The 17,190-nt window shown below is 25.6% G+C and carries 15 protein-coding genes and 1 other annotated feature; of the genes, 2 read left to right on the top strand and 13 right to left on the bottom strand.

All coding sequences use genetic code 11. The features are described from left to right. Nucleotides 1-10 precede the first annotated feature (10 nt). The 6 genes from AZI32_RS07135 to AZI32_RS07110 all read right to left on the bottom strand — a co-directional run bounded on the left by AZI32_RS07135 (nt 11) and on the right by AZI32_RS07110 (nt 5,820). Nucleotides 11-430, bottom strand: a complete 420-nt coding sequence (locus AZI32_RS07135; protein WP_061995185.1) for a GNAT family N-acetyltransferase — start codon at nt 428-430, stop codon at nt 11-13. A 534-nt stretch (nt 431-964) separates the two neighbouring features. After that, a complete protein-coding gene (locus AZI32_RS07130; protein ID WP_242865272.1) occupies nt 965-2,278 on the bottom strand; it encodes a haloacid dehalogenase-like hydrolase in 1,314 nt (437 codons plus the stop codon). Nucleotides 2,279-2,896: 618 nt separating this feature from the next. Then, nucleotides 2,897-3,445, bottom strand: a complete 549-nt coding sequence (locus AZI32_RS07125; protein WP_061995184.1) for a GNAT family protein — start codon at nt 3,443-3,445, stop codon at nt 2,897-2,899. Between the two features lie 83 nt (nt 3,446-3,528). Continuing rightward, nucleotides 3,529-3,942: a CGGC domain-containing protein gene (locus tag AZI32_RS07120; RefSeq protein ID WP_061995183.1), complete on the bottom strand. Its 414-nt coding sequence runs from the start codon at nt 3,940-3,942 to the stop codon at nt 3,529-3,531. 116 nt (nt 3,943-4,058) lie between these two features. Beyond that, a complete protein-coding gene (locus AZI32_RS07115; protein WP_061995182.1) occupies nt 4,059-5,324 on the bottom strand; it encodes a flippase in 1,266 nt (421 codons plus the stop codon). An 88-nt stretch (nt 5,325-5,412) separates the two neighbouring features. Continuing rightward, nucleotides 5,413-5,820, bottom strand: a complete 408-nt coding sequence (locus AZI32_RS07110) for a GNAT family N-acetyltransferase (RefSeq protein WP_061995181.1) — start codon at nt 5,818-5,820, stop codon at nt 5,413-5,415. A 228-nt stretch (nt 5,821-6,048) separates the two neighbouring features. On the opposite strand from AZI32_RS07110, the gene AZI32_RS07105 reads away from it, so the two are divergent. Then, entirely contained in the window at nt 6,049-7,158 is a 1,110-nt protein-coding gene (locus tag AZI32_RS07105; protein ID WP_061995180.1) for a Coenzyme F420 hydrogenase/dehydrogenase, beta subunit C-terminal domain, read from the top strand. 155 nt (nt 7,159-7,313) lie between these two features. Then, a complete protein-coding gene (locus AZI32_RS07100; protein WP_061995179.1) occupies nt 7,314-7,646 on the top strand; it encodes an SdpI family protein in 333 nt (110 codons plus the stop codon). 230 nt (nt 7,647-7,876) lie between these two features. On the opposite strand, the gene AZI32_RS07095 is transcribed toward AZI32_RS07100, so the two are convergent. The 7 genes from AZI32_RS07095 to AZI32_RS07065 form a co-directional block, all read right to left on the bottom strand. Then, complete coding sequence (locus AZI32_RS07095; protein WP_061995178.1) at nt 7,877-9,037, bottom strand: methyltransferase domain-containing protein; 1,161 nt, start codon at nt 9,035-9,037, stop codon at nt 7,877-7,879. Between the two features lie 128 nt (nt 9,038-9,165). Next, a complete protein-coding gene (locus AZI32_RS07090; protein ID WP_061995177.1) occupies nt 9,166-9,798 on the bottom strand; it encodes a superoxide dismutase in 633 nt (210 codons plus the stop codon). A gap of 225 nt (nt 9,799-10,023) precedes the next feature. Beyond that, complete coding sequence (locus AZI32_RS07085) at nt 10,024-10,569, bottom strand: tryptophan transporter (protein ID WP_061995176.1); 546 nt, start codon at nt 10,567-10,569, stop codon at nt 10,024-10,026. A gap of 144 nt (nt 10,570-10,713) precedes the next feature. Further along, nucleotides 10,714-10,974 (bottom strand) — a binding site (T-box leader). Between the two features lie 199 nt (nt 10,975-11,173). Further along, nucleotides 11,174-12,478 carry a Na+/H+ antiporter family protein gene (locus AZI32_RS07080; protein ID WP_061995175.1) on the bottom strand — a complete coding sequence of 435 codons (1,305 nt, stop codon included), beginning with the start codon at nt 12,476-12,478 and terminating at the stop codon, nt 11,174-11,176. A gap of 1,096 nt (nt 12,479-13,574) precedes the next feature. Then, nucleotides 13,575-15,026, bottom strand: a complete 1,452-nt coding sequence (locus AZI32_RS07075; RefSeq protein ID WP_242865271.1) for a catalase — start codon at nt 15,024-15,026, stop codon at nt 13,575-13,577. A 298-nt stretch (nt 15,027-15,324) separates the two neighbouring features. Continuing rightward, complete coding sequence (locus tag AZI32_RS07070) at nt 15,325-16,221, bottom strand: glucosaminidase domain-containing protein (protein WP_061995174.1); 897 nt, start codon at nt 16,219-16,221, stop codon at nt 15,325-15,327. A 347-nt stretch (nt 16,222-16,568) separates the two neighbouring features. Next, complete coding sequence (locus AZI32_RS07065) at nt 16,569-17,075, bottom strand: GNAT family protein (RefSeq protein ID WP_061995173.1); 507 nt, start codon at nt 17,073-17,075, stop codon at nt 16,569-16,571. Between the last annotated feature and the right edge of the window lie 115 nt (nt 17,076-17,190).

The following is a 17,190-nucleotide window of genomic DNA, read 5'->3' as shown; positions in this document are numbered from 1 at the left end:
AGTTTAAAACCTAATTTTTTCCAAGAAATTTCATGCTTTCATTATCACTTCTAGTCATAAATTGAATTCTCATTATACTTTTTGTATTAAATAAATAATTAATAAGCATACCTATAGCTTCACTGCCTATTCCTTTCCCCCTATTTGAAGATTCTGCAATTAATATTCCAAAATCAATCGAAACTTTACTTGCCATTGAATTAAAATAATCTATTATTCCAATAGGCATACCTTCTTTATTTTCTATAATCATATAAAATGGTGAATTAGTTCTTAAAGCCTTTTTCATTTCTTCAATAAATAAATCCTTATATATTAACTCTGCATTCATATAAAATCCCATATGCTCTTGTGTAGTATTCCACATATAGAATAGTTCAAGATCTTCAGCTGTCATTGGTCTTAAATTGATATTCTTTCCTTTAATCATTTTCATCCTCCAAATCATTTTTATATGTAGTTATTATATTATCTTCTATTATATTATGTAAAGTACTAATAACATAAATGCTTTTCTATAATAATTACTTTTATCCTATCTTTGATAATCTTACTTACCCCAGATATTAAAACAACCTAATTTAGGACCGTAACTCATTGATATAATTCTACTTTCATTTTCATAATTTCTGTGTATATTTTCTTTTCACTTGTAATATACTCTCATATTTATATAAAAAAATTCAATTTAATTTATGAATAAAATTTATAATACTTTTTTTCATAAAGTATTATAGAATCACCAACACACATTGCAGAATTTTCATTTACAAGTTCTTTTATTTACTTATTAATAATTAACTTGAAATATAAATTAAGGGAGATCATAAATGATCTCCCTAGAAATTGATATAATATAAACATTCACTTAAACCGTAGCATTAAATAAAAATCCACATATATTTTACAACATTTACAATATTGTAAATATTTTTGGTATTCTTTTTCACCTTTTATTTAAAAACTATTTGTGTAGTAATCCCTCTTCAGTTTGCTCAAACATTATTGATTTTTCAGAAGGTCTAAAAGTTCCAGTATTCTCATCTCTTCCTTGTAGTAAATATTTTACATCATCCTTACCAATACTGTCAGAAGCAAGTTTACTTAATTCACCTATTTCACCATCTTTAAGTCTATTAATTATTAACCCAATTTTAGTATCTTCAAAATCTTTTAGCATAGCCACATCGCCAGCACTATCTCCCGCTACAAGAATAGGTCCATAACCTTTTTCAGAAGCTAAAAATCTTTTTATTGTTTTAGTCTTTCCTGCTCCTTGAGTTTGATCATATCCTTCTTTAAATTCAGGAACTATAGCATTGTCTTTTCTTTGAAGCTCCATAGCCATTATATTTTGCTCTGGTACATTATATTTATACTTAGGGTTAGAAGCAAATGTTTTAACAATATCAACAAAACTTGCACTGCACACGTATACATCTATTCCATTTTCCATTAATGTGTTGTATAAATTTTGTTGTTCTTCTAAAGTTCTTAATCCACTATTATAAGAAACTGATACAACCCCTGCTTTACCTGGTAATTCTTCAGGACTTGTTAAACTTTTTACCCCTATTTTTTCATTTAATGCATTATCGATGCCTTTTTCTGCTAATTCTTTAACTTCATTTTCATTCATTCCTGCAAATAAATATGTAACCCAAGGATAACTTATATCTGCTGAAAATGTTTTTCCTATAGAATCATATAGATATCTTGTTTTAGCAATAAAATCTTTATATTCTGAAGTTTTTTTCATATCTTCAAGGGTTTTATCGCCTTTCATTCCTTTATAATTTTCATAAATAAATTTATAATCTGAATCGATATCCTCAGCTATTAAATCTATATTTACAGGTTGTCCATCTTTATTGTTACATTTTTCATTAAAATTATCCTTAGGTATATCTTTTCTAAGTACTTTTGACAATTCCTCTGGAGACATCTTAAATTCTAGATTTTCAAGTTGATATATTAATAAAGCCTCCTCTACATCATTATAAATTGATGTATTGTCCCAATCTACTACAATATATGGTTTTTTATTTGCATCATAGTTCTTACCTTTAACTCCATTTTCTTCAATAAGCTTATTTAATGCATTAAAATTATTTTCTGACCAATTTAATTTTTGTAATTTAACCTCATCTTTTTTTACATCACTTGCTACATTTTTATTTTCTTGAGTTTCTGTGTTTTGATTTTTTCCACATCCCACTAAAGTTCCTACTGTTAAACAAGTTACCATTAATAATGCTAAAATTCTTTTATTTTTCAATTTATTTACTCCCCTTCTTTACAAAACTTTTTAATCTTTTGCATTTTTTACTTTAGCAGTTTAAATAGAATGTTTAAAAATAAATTTAAATTGTTTTTTATTATATCAATTACTTGCGATGTAAATATTTAATTAAGCACCTTATTTTTATAATTTCTAACTATAATATAAAAAATTTCTTTACTAATTATATTTTTTATTTCTTTTGTAATACATACCAATTGTACCATATTTTTAAATTAAATTATATATTATTACATAAATATATATTATTTTATTATAATAAAACATATATTATATACTTTAAGTTTTTGTAAATTTGTATGATTTTTCAAGTAAATCAAAAAAGTTACTTTCATTATAAAAGCAACTCTTGATTAATTTCAGCCTTATTATAATTTTTTTTAAATTAAATGTTATATAGGGTTCCAAGTTGACTTTTAAAATTATCTATTTCAAAACTTGGATATTCAAAATAGTGAGACATGCTCTGAATCACTTAGAATTCAACACTACATTTTGTATGAAAATATTTTAAAGTTATTGAATAAATTTAAATTGGAGCTTGTTTCCTATATAATATAAAAAATTAGTATTTTAAAATTTATCACATATTCTCTATTTCACAGCATTATTCCATTCTGATTTAAGAATTGCATATTCATAGGTATCTTGCCAAATAGGTTGATTATCAACATTAGTTTTAAAATATATATTCTGATGATGATGCCCTTCACGTCTCATATTAACCCTTTCAAGTAGTTCCCATGATGGTTTATTCTCTGGATTACACATTGCAATAATTCTTCTAACATTTAATTCTTTAAATGCATAACTAATAAGAGCATTTGCACTTTCTGTTGCATAACCTTGATGCCAATAGTGAGCATTAAATACATATCCTAATTCATAAGTTCCATAATCCTGCTTCGAAAAATAAAGATTACCAATTACTTTTCCAGATTCTTTTAAACATACAGCTATAAAAGCTTCATCCTTAGTTCGATAAATAGCTTCCTCTTTGCTTTCTTCTTCTGAAAATGGATTGTAAGGTTCAAACCTAACTACTTTTTCATCTGATAAATACTCATGTATATCTTTCCAGTCATCCTCCCTAAACCTTCTAAGTACCAATCTCTCACTCATAAATTCATTCAATAACCCCATATTTATTTCCCCCTTTAAATAATTTTTCAATTTATTCTATATTTGTTCATCATATAATACTTATATATAAGCATATATTAACTTTATTTATAACAATTATACTTGTTTTCTTCTCTTTTTCTTTTAGCATTAGTACTAATATAAGATCCTTCAACTATATTTTTATAACCTTTTTTTATCAATATATTTTTTATATAGTCTATATTAGGACATCTATCATAATGATGATTATCAGTTACCATACAAGAGGATAAGTGAATCACAACCTGATCTTTCTTAATATTATATTTTTTATATACTTTTTTAGAAAAATGCTCTAATTTAGAGGCAACTCCCTTTCCACAACATCCACCACAAGTAAATGAAATATATCTTACATTATCATCATATTTTTTAAACATTTCATCTTTATTATAAAATGCATCAGTACAAGCAAACCCACTACACCTCTTATGTGCAATTTCACATTGAATTATAACAACGTATTTAACTTCCATATTTCCCTCCATCTTTTTACTAAATAAATATTAAAATTAAACATATACAACTTGTAAAATTTATGTTTTATAGTTAGTATTTAGATATAATTTTATCTAAACTAAATTTTTCTAAATTAACTATTCAGATATTTATATAAATAAGTATTAGATATTATGGATGATATTACAAATGTAATAACTGTTGCTATTGCAGCTCCATTATATCCAAATTTTAAAATTAACAAAATATCTAATACTATATTTAAAAGCCCACTAAAAATTGAATTAAATAAGTTAACTTTTTCTTTTTTTATAGTAAATAATACATTTCCACTAGGTACCCTAAATGTACCTGCTATAAAATAACCAACCCATAAAATTCTAAAAGCACTTATACAATTTAAATATTCACTTCCGAATATAATTTTTATAATAATTGGAGCAAATACAATACAAATTATACTAATTAAACCATTTATAATAGCTAAGTATCTTTGTAATTTAATATATTTTCCTTTAACCCAATTTTTATCATCACATTTCTTTGCAAAATAAGGATAAACAAAAATCATTACAGATGATGGTAAAAAAAGCATATTCATTGGAATTAATGTAGCTACTTTGTATATTGCAACGATAGATGCATCTCTAATTATATTACCAATTAAAAGTACATCTAATTGAAAAAGTAATTGTGAAATAGCATTTGTTAAAGATAAAACTATAGAATACTTCAAAAATTCTTTTTTATTAGCTTTATCTGGATATTTAACCTTTGATAAATTTGATATATGTTGTCTTAAAAATATTATTCCTAATATGATTGTTAAAATTAACGACATATATCTTGCAAGTATAATACCTTTTATTTTAAATAATATACCTAAAGAAACAATTCCAATTAAATATAATATAGTATTGGAATTGCTTAATATAGCAAATTTTTTATTTTCATAAAGTACTCTTAAATAAATTTGAATAATATCAAAAATTATAGAAAATACAGGTATTGCACTTAAATATAGTAGAATAATCATACTTCCTTTGATAGGTAGTGAACCAAATACAGAAAATAATACCATTAAAATAGATATAACTAAATTACTTATCATACCTATTTTAATTCCATATTTTAAATATGATAATTTTTGATCTTTATCATAATTTCCACTACAATATTGAAGAATAGCTGGTACAACACCTAATCCCTGCAATAATAAAAACATATTTAAAATAGTTTGAGCGTATGTATATTCACCAAATAAATCCTTTCCAATTATTCTAGGTAGAATTATACCTACACCAAATCCAATAACTTTATTTATAAAACTTGATCCAAAAATATGTAAAAATCCATTTTTCATTGCTACTTTAAAATCTAATAAAATACTATTTTTCATAATATTCTCCTTAATTGTAAAATATAACTTGGATTATATCACAATTACATAAATATACAAAATAGCATTTATACTAATATTTTTAATTTTAAAATTTATTTTGATTACGTAACATTCCACATTTACCTTTAGGTAAATATTCAAATTTATGTTTACTATAAATACAATCAGCAGGAGAATTTGCAATAAGAGAAATGTAACTATCTTCAAATGTATTAATATCTAAATATTCATCAATTACATCCATTATTCTATTTGCATATCCTTTTCTTCTATAATTTTCATCAACCATGACATCGCTTACAACATAGGTTATTCCATTATCTCCTACAACTCTCCCAAAAGCTATTAATTTATCGTCATCATAAATACTTGCTGTAAACAATGAATTTTCTATAGCAATACGACTTCTTTCTATATCTTTCTTTCCCATACCAGAACGAATTCTTAAACTCACATAATCCTCAGCAGTTGGTTTTTCATATATAATATTCATTTTCTCCTCCACTTTACATAAATAATTTAGTTATATAACTTATTAGCATATTATACTAAATACTTATCCACACAGTAAAAAAAACAATATAAGTATATTCCATTATGCATTTATATAAATAATTTATTTGCCTAGTATAATAATTTATATTAACATAAAATTATGACTATTAATAAGTATTTTTAGCAATCAATTTATGTTTTTAACAAAACTAAGGAGAGATTTATCATGGAGAACGTTTATTTAAGAAAAGAAGACTGTTGTAATTGTAGTGCTTGTTACAATACTTGTCCTACACAGGCAATTTCTATGAAATCAGATGAAGAAGGATTTTTGTATCCTGTCATAGACAAAGAACTATGTATAGATTGTCATAGTTGCGTAAACATTTGCCCTCTAATCTATGATGGAAATTACAAAGAAAAGGCTGTGCCTAATTTTTTAGTGGCTAAACACAAACGTGAAGAAGTTTTAATGAATTCCACATCTGGAGGAGTGTTCACAGCAATTTCTGATGTAATACTTAAAGAAGGTGGCGTAGTTTATGGTGCTGACTTTGATGATGAATTCCATGTTTTACATAAGAGAGCAGAAAATTACGAACAACGAAACCGAATGAGGATATCTAAATATGTACAAAGTAATATGGGGAATACCTTTGAGCAGGTAAAAAAAGACTTAATGAATAAAAGAAAAGTACTATTTACTGGAACCCCTTGTCAAAACGCAGGATTAAGAGGGTATATGGGAGATTCATCGTTGGTTGAAAACTTATACCTATGTGATGTGATTTGTCATAGTATTCCTAGCCCTTTAGTTTGGGAAGATTACAAAAGACTATTAGAAAAAGAATATAAAGGAAAATTAACCAGTATTCAATTCCGTTCCAAGACAATTGATTGGAGTAGAGAAAATAGTAATAAAACATTTCTATTTACAACTTCACATAGTGAAAAAATACATACCGACGAAAGGTTCTATCAACTTTTCTTTGGTAACAAAACTATTATGCGCCCTTCTTGTGAGCAATGCCCATTTACAGACATACACCGTGCATCTGATATTACAATTGCAGATTATTGGGGAATTGAAAAGTATGCCCCTGAATGGAATGATAAAAAAGGTGTTTCTTTAATTTTAATCAATAATGAAAAAGGTTCTAATCTTCTTAAAAAATGCAGTGAAGAATTAAAATATGAAACCCGTCCAATGGAAGAATCACTTGCAGAACAACAACGTTTAAGTGAATCTATAAAGTTCCCAAAAAAACGAGAAAAATTTTGGCATGATTATCGAAAATATGGTTTTGAGTATATCATTGAAGAATTAACTAAATAACATAAAGCATAACTTATCTAATATTTATATAAGTTATGCTTTTATATTTATATACATTATATAAATATATTGTAATTTATGTTATAATTTAATATTGAAAGAAATATTAATTTATTATTGAATTTTTAGATTATGAATAAATTTAGGAGGTAATTATGATAGCTCTTATAGGAATAATATGCATAGTCATTGGTTTTATATTTAAAGCTTTTCCACCGCGAAAAATCAATCGTATATATGGTTATAGAACCAAGTTATCAATGAAAAATGAAGATACATGGAATGTAGCACAAAAATATTCAGCCAATACTTTTATTATATTAGGTTTCATTTATCTTGCTTTAGAATTTATTTTAAATCAATTATCCAAAACTATTAACGTAAGCTATGAAAATATAATAATTTTAATAGGTTTGGTTATTATGATTATTCTTGATGAAATGCACCTAAAAAAAATTTTTAATAATGATGGAAATAGGAAATTATAAAGGAGGTTATTCCTCCTTTAATTTATATGAATATTTTAGCAATATAAAAAAACATAGCCTAACTTTTAAATATAAAACCACTATTTACTTTCCCTAAACATAACAGTACCACTATATCTACATATATATCATAACAATTCCCCCTACTTATACTAGTTTTTAAAAAAGTAAAGGAAACTTATTATAAGAATTATAACTTACATTAATAATAAAGATTTACTTAATAGTAATTATTTTACGCCTTTTAAAATACATCCTTTTGTCGTTATAGATACTGCTCCATTTTCATCAATATAATCTTCTATATACTTTATAAATTCTTGTTTTTTCTCTCCCATAAGTATATTCCTACCTTTTATTGTTGATGCCTTATAATCTACTATAGGCTTGGCCTTATCAACTATAATTTTTCCTGAAAGAGTATTTAACTTCACATTAGCAAAATATTTTTTTAATAATATATTACCACTTATACTATCAAATCTTTCACACATACCGTTACTACCTAACCCACTTTTACAGTCAAAGCCATCCATAATCTCATTTAGTTCACTCATAGCTTCTGGTGCATTAGTAGTTACATAAAAAACTCCACCTTTAACAAGAATTCTTTTCACTTCTGATAAAACTTTTTCTATATCAGGAACAAGATATAACATATGTCTTGCAATGACTATATCAAAACTTTCATCATTATAAGGAATATTTTGTGCATCAATAACTTTATAGTTAAAATTATGTCCTACGCACTTCAACTGTTCTCTAGTTTTTTCAAGCATACCAGTAGAAAAATCTGACAAAGTTATATTCCAATTTTTATTTACTTTATTTATATTCTTTAACCATAACCCTCCTGTTCCACATCCTAATTCCAATATTCGTGCTTTCTTTGTAAATGACATATTATCAAAACACCACGTATTCCAATCAGTTTTATTAATGTTATAACTATGCAAGTCTTCTCTTTTATCAAAATTTTCCGACGTTTCATACTGCTCTTTTACTTTAGATTCTATGTTGGTCATCTTAATAATTTTTATAAGATTTTCAACATCTAAAACTTTATTTTCTATTATTTGATTTTCAGCATTATTAAGAGCTTCTATAACTGAATCTATATGTTTCCTTTTTTCTTCTAATTCCTTTTTTTGTATATGAATCAAATTTTCAATATCATATTCTTTATTATCTAAAAATATTTTTATTTCATTAAGTGTTAATCCAATAAATTTTAAAGTATTAATTTGTTGTAACTTTAAAAGATCTTTATCACAATAAATTCTATAACCTGAATCTGTTTTCCTTGATGGTGTTAATAATCCGATTTCATCATAATAATGTAGTGTTTTTATTGTTACACCTGTTAAATTTGCAAACTTACTAATTTTCAAGTTATCATCACCTCTCTTATATCATTATAATTCCTCCTCTTAGGTTAGAGTCAATATTAATTTAAAAGTCCCACTACTATATTTAAAGAAAGTAGTGGGATTTCACTTATATTTTCTATTTTAATTTTTTACTCATACCTTTTATTTTCTTTCATTTCCATAATCTTCATTGAAGCAACATACCTTTGTAATCTTTCATTTAATACATCCCAATTTACATTTTTAATAAATGTATCCATATATTTTGCCTTATCTGTTCCAAAATCCATAAAATATGCATGTTCATAAACATCCATAACTAATATTGGGTAAGAAAGCCATACTGCACCTTGATCATGAAGGTCGCTTCCAATTATATGCAATCTATTATCTATTGGATCAATACAAAGAACTACCCATCCTCTCACTGCCAATCCTACATTAGTAAAATATGATATAAAATTTTCATATGATGAAAATTGATTTTCTATAGCGTCAAGCAAAACACCATTTGGGTTATTATTTCCATTAGTTATATTTTCAAAATAAAGTTCATGTAGTTTCACACCATTCAATGCATATGTTTCTCCAAGTTTTAAACTACGCATTTTTGAATAAGTTGGATTACTACCAGTAAAATCATTAGACATATAAGGTACGCTCCAAATTTCATTTAATTTATTTACATACCCTACATATAATTTATAATGTTCTTCTAGTTGCCTTATGGATATACCTTCAACTGAATTGAGATTAAAAGTTTCTGGTTTCATATTATACATTAAATCACCTCTATAAAATATCTTAATTATCTAAAAAGCTAGAATGTTATTATTTATTTTTGTACACTCTATTACATAATATGTAATAAAGATTTAATGTGCCTATTTATATAATTAACCTATCTCTTTACTCTTAAAAACTAACTATGTAAAATTTAATTAATGTAAATATAGTTTGCCATTAATTAAACTCTCTATACCTTTTGCTTAAATACTGTATAATTTTTAATTAAAAGTTTTTACTCTTTTAAAAGCCAAATTTATTATTTTATATAAAGCTAGTCCACTTATTGTGTTTATAGCAATAGTAGGTAATACAATTGTTAATACAAGTATTTTAAATGATGCTGGTAATCCTATTATTATTTCAGCTGATAATAAAAATATTATTCCACTTATTAAAGTTCCTATAGATAAAACAATTGTTGTTAAAAAAGAGTTATTATTCATCCTATTAAAAATTCTTATTTTACATATAAAATTTGTTAATATATATACTATATGTGCTGTAACTAACTTATCTATTAAATTAGGCAACTGACCTCCTGGAAATTTCGTAGTCATAGCAGTAAATATTCCCGTTATTATAGCTGATACCAATATAGTTTTATAGTCATCTTTATTAATTACTATTATTATAATCATCATAGTTAAAGCAAAATCTGGTTGCATTGGTAATCCTATGGCTGGAGTGATTTGATGTAGTATAGCACCTATTGCTAATAAAATTGAGTTCATTGTTAATATTTCTGTTTTATTAATTTTTTTCATATTTATAACTCTCCTTATACTAATTATTTTTCTTAATTGTATTTCTAAATAAATTTTGTTTATTAAAGAGCCATACCTTCACCTCATATAAATCACCACCTTCGTCTGATTTTTAATTTTAAATAAAAAAACTCCGTCCTAAATTAATAGGACGGAGATATTATCCGCGTTGCCACCTAAATTATATAATTTTATAAATTTAATAAAACTATATCCCTTAATTTCAAGTACTAACATACTCTATCTGCTATAACGTGCAGCCCACGATAACCAGTACTCTCTAAAAAGATTTCCCTTTATTCCTCAAAGGCCCATTCATTAAATTTTTTCATGCTAAGATTCCACCATTCCCAGCTCTCTTTAACGAACCTAAATTTAATTACTCCCCCTTATCAAAGGATTAAAACATTATTTATTTTATAAATAATAATATTAGGTATGCATTAAAATGTCAAGAAAAATATTTTTTAATACTTATTTTTTAAATACAATAAACTTTAAAATATAAATTACATATATAAAAAACTATCCCAAAATAGAATTTTAATTCTATTTTGAGATAGTTCCTTTAAACCTGCTAATATATAGCTTGTCCCAAAACCTCTTAAAGCATTAATGCTGCTACCATACCAATAATTAATAATGGTATATTATAATGAAGAAATGTTGGTACACAAGTATCCCAGATATGGTCATGTTGAGAATCTATATTAAGCCCAGATGTTGGTCCAAGAGTACTATCTGATGCTGGAGAACCTGCATCACCTAATGCTCCAGCTACACCAATTAATATAATTATAGCTAAAGGACTAAACCCTAATTTAATTCCTAGTGGACAATATATAGTTGCTAATATTGGAATGGTACCAAAGGAGCTTCCTATTCCCATAGTTATAAGAAGTCCTACTAAAAGCATCAATAATGCACCAATAAACTGATTTTGTCCCACTAAAGAAACTATAGAGTTTACAAAGGATTCTACAGCTCCTGTTTGCCTTAATACATTTCCATATCCAGCAGCTACAAGCATTACAAAAGCTATAAAACCCATTATTTTAATTCCACCATTCATTAAGTCATCAACTTCATCAAACTTAATAGCTCTTGTTACAATTAATACTATAATTGCACATAACCCACCTAGCGGTAATGATTTCGTTAAAATTTGAACTATAAACGCAACTATAGTAGCAACTAATACAAGCCAATGTGTTCTAGTCATTTTTAAATCTTCATTATCATTTGAAAACTCTTCTAAAATTACATCTTTATATTCTCTAGGTTTTCTATAACTAAAAAATACAGCCACTAAAAGCCCAACAATCATACCAACTCCTGGCATCCACATTACTTTACTTACCATACTAGTTGTAACTTCTATATTGTTAGCTATCATTTGGTCTCTTATAATATTTTGAAATATAAGTCCAAAACCTACTGGAATAGCTATATAGGGAGCCTTCAATCCAAAAGTTAAAGCACATGCAACAGCTCTTCTATCAATTTTTAACTTATTCATAATTGGTATAAGTGCTGGAATTAAAATTGGTATAAATGCTATGTGTACTGGAATAAGATTTTGAGAAAAACAAGTTATAAATGCTATAATTAATATAAAAGCAATTTTATTGCCTCTAACTACCGTAGATATTTTCTTAGCTAATATACTTGCAAGTCCAGTTTTATTTACGGCTACAGCAAGAGCTCCTAATAATAAATAACTAAGTGCCGTTTGAGAATTGTCACCCATTCCACCTACCAACAACCCCATAGTTTGTTCAATACTTAAATTAGCTGCAATTCCAGCAACTATAGCTGAAATTAATAAAGACAATATAACATTCAGTTTTAATAAACATAAAATTATCATTACTGCAATAGAAATGACAACAGGATTAAGTAAATTCATAACATCATTCTCCTTTATATAAATTTAGGTTGTTAATAATTTCAATTTTTAAGCTGTCTCATAATAATATATAAAAGATTTGTCTATAGCGACTTTTTCTAAGATGTTTGTTGAAACTAACATAGTGTTTATCCTGGTACATATACTGAGTTTATATTATAAAAGTGTATTCATATAAAAACTATTACGTATAATTATGAACCTCGAAATTATATACAGACTTTTCTGAAAATAAAGTATTTAATTTTAGAACTTCACACCTTATTTTTCATTAAAATAATTTTATAATCTTAGGATTTCTTAGTTACAAGTGCGTCTTATTCATTATTAGTTATCACCTTCATATCCAGTTATTCTTAGTCTTATATGAAATCATTTAAACACTGACTACAACTTAATATATAGCTTATCTAAATTATGTTAGTAATATATTCTAAACACTAGTTATCTTATGCTAATAAGCTAAAGCATTAATAAAAAAGTATATTAAGTTTAATAAGTTAATTAAATTAAAAAACTATTTTAAATAATAATACCAAATTTTAATCTATAAATAAAGTAAAATTTCAATTTGCTGAAAATTTAATCATTTGCGCCAGTTCAAATTAAATTTCAAATTTTACTTGACAATATTTTTTTGCATTATCAGGAAAACCTTTTCATTTTTAAAAACTTTATATAATACATTATAAATATTTATTTTTAGCTTATTCCATAATCTTCTCTTCAAGTTAACTTTTTAGATATAGCTATTTTATTTTTTCTATCTTTTTCAGAATATTACATCTTTTGATTTTTTGCAACTAATTTCTGTTTTAATATGTATTTATTTACACTTTGTTAACTGTTTATTTTTATTTTGTATTATTTTAAAATTCATTTCAAAGTTGTATAAAAGTATTTCCTCTTGTCCAATTATTAATTCTAAGTTTTTTATATCATTTGTATTTTTACTTTTAATATTTCCATAAAAAACATATAAAAATAAGATATCAATTTAGATACCTTATTATATATATTTTTTTTATTACTGTTTTTTAAATTATGATACTACAATATTTTTAAATCTATTTAATAATTAAACAAATATTATACTTTATAACTTTAATCCATCTTTTACCCTTATACCTAACTCTTTATCTGATTTCATAAAATTAATTACAGCTTTTTTTTGAATGAATTTATCTACCTTTAATAAATCATCAATTAAATTATCAACTAAATGGTCTTGCTCTATTTTAGAGAAGGCTCTATACCTATCTCCAGCTTGACTGAAATCATCGGTTATTGGTATATTATTTCTTTGTATTTTTCCTTCTATAAAAACCATATTTTTATTTTGTTCTTTATTTTCAATAGGTCTATTATCATTTAAAGAATTTGGTTTATAATTTACTTTTCCTTCTCTTATATGGTAATTCATTGCACCATCTTCAATATTATTATTAACTTGAACTTTAGGCTTATTAACTTGTAATTGCTCAAAATTTTTACCAATTCTATATCTTTGACTATCATGATATGCAAATAATCTTCCTTGTAAAAGTTTATCATTTGATGCTTCTATACCTGGAATTAAATTTGCTGGGCAAAAGGCTGCTTGTTCAACTTCTGTAAAGAAATCTTTCGGTGCTCTATTTAATGTAAGTCTTCCAACCTTAATAAGTGGATAAAGTCTTTCTGGCCATACTTTTGTTGCATCTAATGGGTCAAAATCATTATCTAATTCTTCATGTTCCTTCATAAGTTGAACAAAAAGGTCATATTCAATAGTTTTACCATTATTTAAAGTATCGTATAAATCCCTTGTTGCTATATCTGGATCAGTACCAGCAAGAATCATTGACTCATCTCTTGTTATTGTCTCAAGCCCTGCTAGTGGCTTCCAATGATATTTAACAAAATGTCTTTCTCCCTGATTATTAACCCAAACATAAGTATTTACACCAAATCCTTCTATCTTTCTATAACTTTTTATTGTTCCTCTATCTGAGAATAGCCATGTAATCATATGAGTAGACTCAGGACTGTTTGTTATAAAATCCCAAAACCTATTCGGATCATGAAGATTAGTATCTGGAGAAGGTTTAAAAGAATGAACCATATCTGGAAATTTCATAGCATCCCTTATAAAAAATACTGGTATATGATTCCCCACTAAATCATAATTTCCATCTTCTGTATAAAACTTGACAGCAAATCCTCTAGGATCTCTTAGGGTATCTGCTGATCCTTTTGAGCCTATAACTGTAGAGAATCTCACAAAAGTAGCCGTCTCTGTACCCTGACCTTGTAAAAATTTAGCTTCCGTATATTTTTTCATACAATTATGAACTTTAAAAACACCATATGCACCAGCACCCTTTGCATGTACAACTCTTTCTGGTATTCTTTCTCTATTAAAATTACTTAGCTTCTCTATTAATTGTATATCCTGAAGTAATGTAGGTCCTCTATCACCTACTGTTAATGAATTACTGTCATTATAAATTGGTGCCCCTTGATTTGTTGTCATGTACTTATCACATTCTATTTTTTTCTCCTTCATAACACCCTCCAATATGTTTAAATTATTATACTATAGGGTTCCAAGTTCACTTTTAAAATTATCTATTTAAAAACTTGGATACCCCAAATAGTGAGACATGCTCTGAATCGCTTAGAATTCAACACTACATTTTGTATAAAAATATTTTAAAGTTATTGAATAAATTTAAATTCGAGCTTGTTTCCCTATATGATTCATAAAATTTTAAATACATAATATGCCCATCTATAAATTATATTTCTTAATTTTTTATTTTATTACAATAAAAAATAAGCCTCCATATAATATGGAGACTATTTTAGGAATTTTCCTTCAACTGACTATCTATAAGTTGAAGATTATATTCTTTTATAAGTTGAATAAGTTTTTTACTATATATTTTTTCACCATTTTCGTCTTCTTCTGTACTATATCCTGCAACTTCTAAAGCCTTAGCTTGACCTATATAAGTTTTAGCCTCAAATAATCCATTTTCTTTATATCTTTCATTAGAATATAAAAATTTGCCATGATCATCTATAGATTGATTTGAATTATCATATTTTCTAAAATCATCTTCTATTACTAAATCATGAAACTCTTTAGTTTCAAATTTTATTTTTTCCCCACTATAATTAGCATCTGCTTTTATACCAAATAGATTACTACCCTTTATTGCTAAATCAGATCTTCCAAAGTCCGATTCTAAAATTGCTTGAGCTATTGTTATAGATGGTAAAATACCATACTTTTTATAATTTTCTATTGCACTTCCTTTTATGTTATTTATAAAATTCATTTGTTCTGAATCTTTTGCAACACTTTCTGGAACTATACCAAAATACTCTAGCTGTTCTAAGTAAGTATGTACTCTTTTCTTTTCTCTATTATTAAAATTTAACTGAGTCAATACATCTTCTAAAGACTTTAATTTATAACCATTATCTTCTTTAATTATAAAAGCTTGTCCTATTTGTTTAATTTGTTCTTCTGTTACCTGTTCAATCTTGTTTTTACTTTGGACTGCAGTTATTGCTGCTATGTACTTCCAATTTAATTGAACCTTTCCTTCTCCAATATCATCTGCATAATTGGTATATTCCAATGCATCTAACTTAGATGTATCTATTTCCTTAAGAGCTCTATAGTTAATCCCCCAAATCATACCTAAAATTATAAATACTACTATTAAGCTTATTATTAAAATTTTTTTCATCTATTCACCCCTCACCAAATACTTGTTTTTCACCGTATAACTTAAATACATATAAATTATACATTGATAATGTTACATATTTGTTACATAAAAAAATATAGACAAAATATCTATATTTTTATAATAGTATTTTGTCTATATTCTACATTATATAATTAAATATATTCAACTTTTTAAAAGCTGATTATATGGATTACAATAAATTCTAATACATTTAAAAGCAATTTTCTTAATAGATTTCAAAAATCATTTTTTTCAACTTACTTTAATATAAATTTAAGTATTTATGTATTATATATATAAATATTTTTTCAATATTCAGTATATTGCTTCTAAATCAAATTCATTTATGCAGCTATTTTTAAAAATTTGTTCATAGTCATATTATACTGAATTTCTTTTTTAAGTTCTCTATCAACATCAAACCCAACTTTTTTGAAAACTCTTTTTGAGCGTTCATTTTCAAAATTAATTTTTGCAATTACTTCATCTACTCTCCAGTAAAAAAATGCTTCCTTCAATCCTTGAAAAATAGCATTACTACCTAATCCCATTCCCCATTTTTCCTTATCACCTATTACAATAACTATCTCTACTGCTTTTCCTTTTGGTATAAGCTTTAAAAAACCTATTGATTCGTCTTTCTTTGTAATCATATAGAAACTTCCATTTTGATTAAACAGATGCGTTAAAACAGGTAAATTAATTGAATTCAGCGTATTCCTTATACTGCTACATACATTAGGACTTTCGTTTAAATATCTAGTAATCTCTTCATCCTCCATCCATTGTAAAATTTTTATAGCATCCGATTTAAAAACTTCTTGACGTAGCTCTAAATCATTATTTTTCATTTTTAACCCTCCAAAGTAACTTATTATAAAATGACTAACTTTTCATTAGCCTTGTTTAGCCCTTCTTAAATACTTTTTTGCATAATAATAAAAACTTATTACTTATTTGTAACAA

Origin of the sequence: Clostridium sp. ATCC 25772 (assembly GCF_001573875.1) — a bacterium.
In the GTDB taxonomy this organism is placed as follows: Bacteria; Bacillota; Clostridia; order Clostridiales; family Clostridiaceae; genus Clostridium_J; species Clostridium_J senegalense.
Note: the sequence above shows the minus strand (reverse complement) of the source record. Positions and strands in the feature narration are given on the sequence as shown.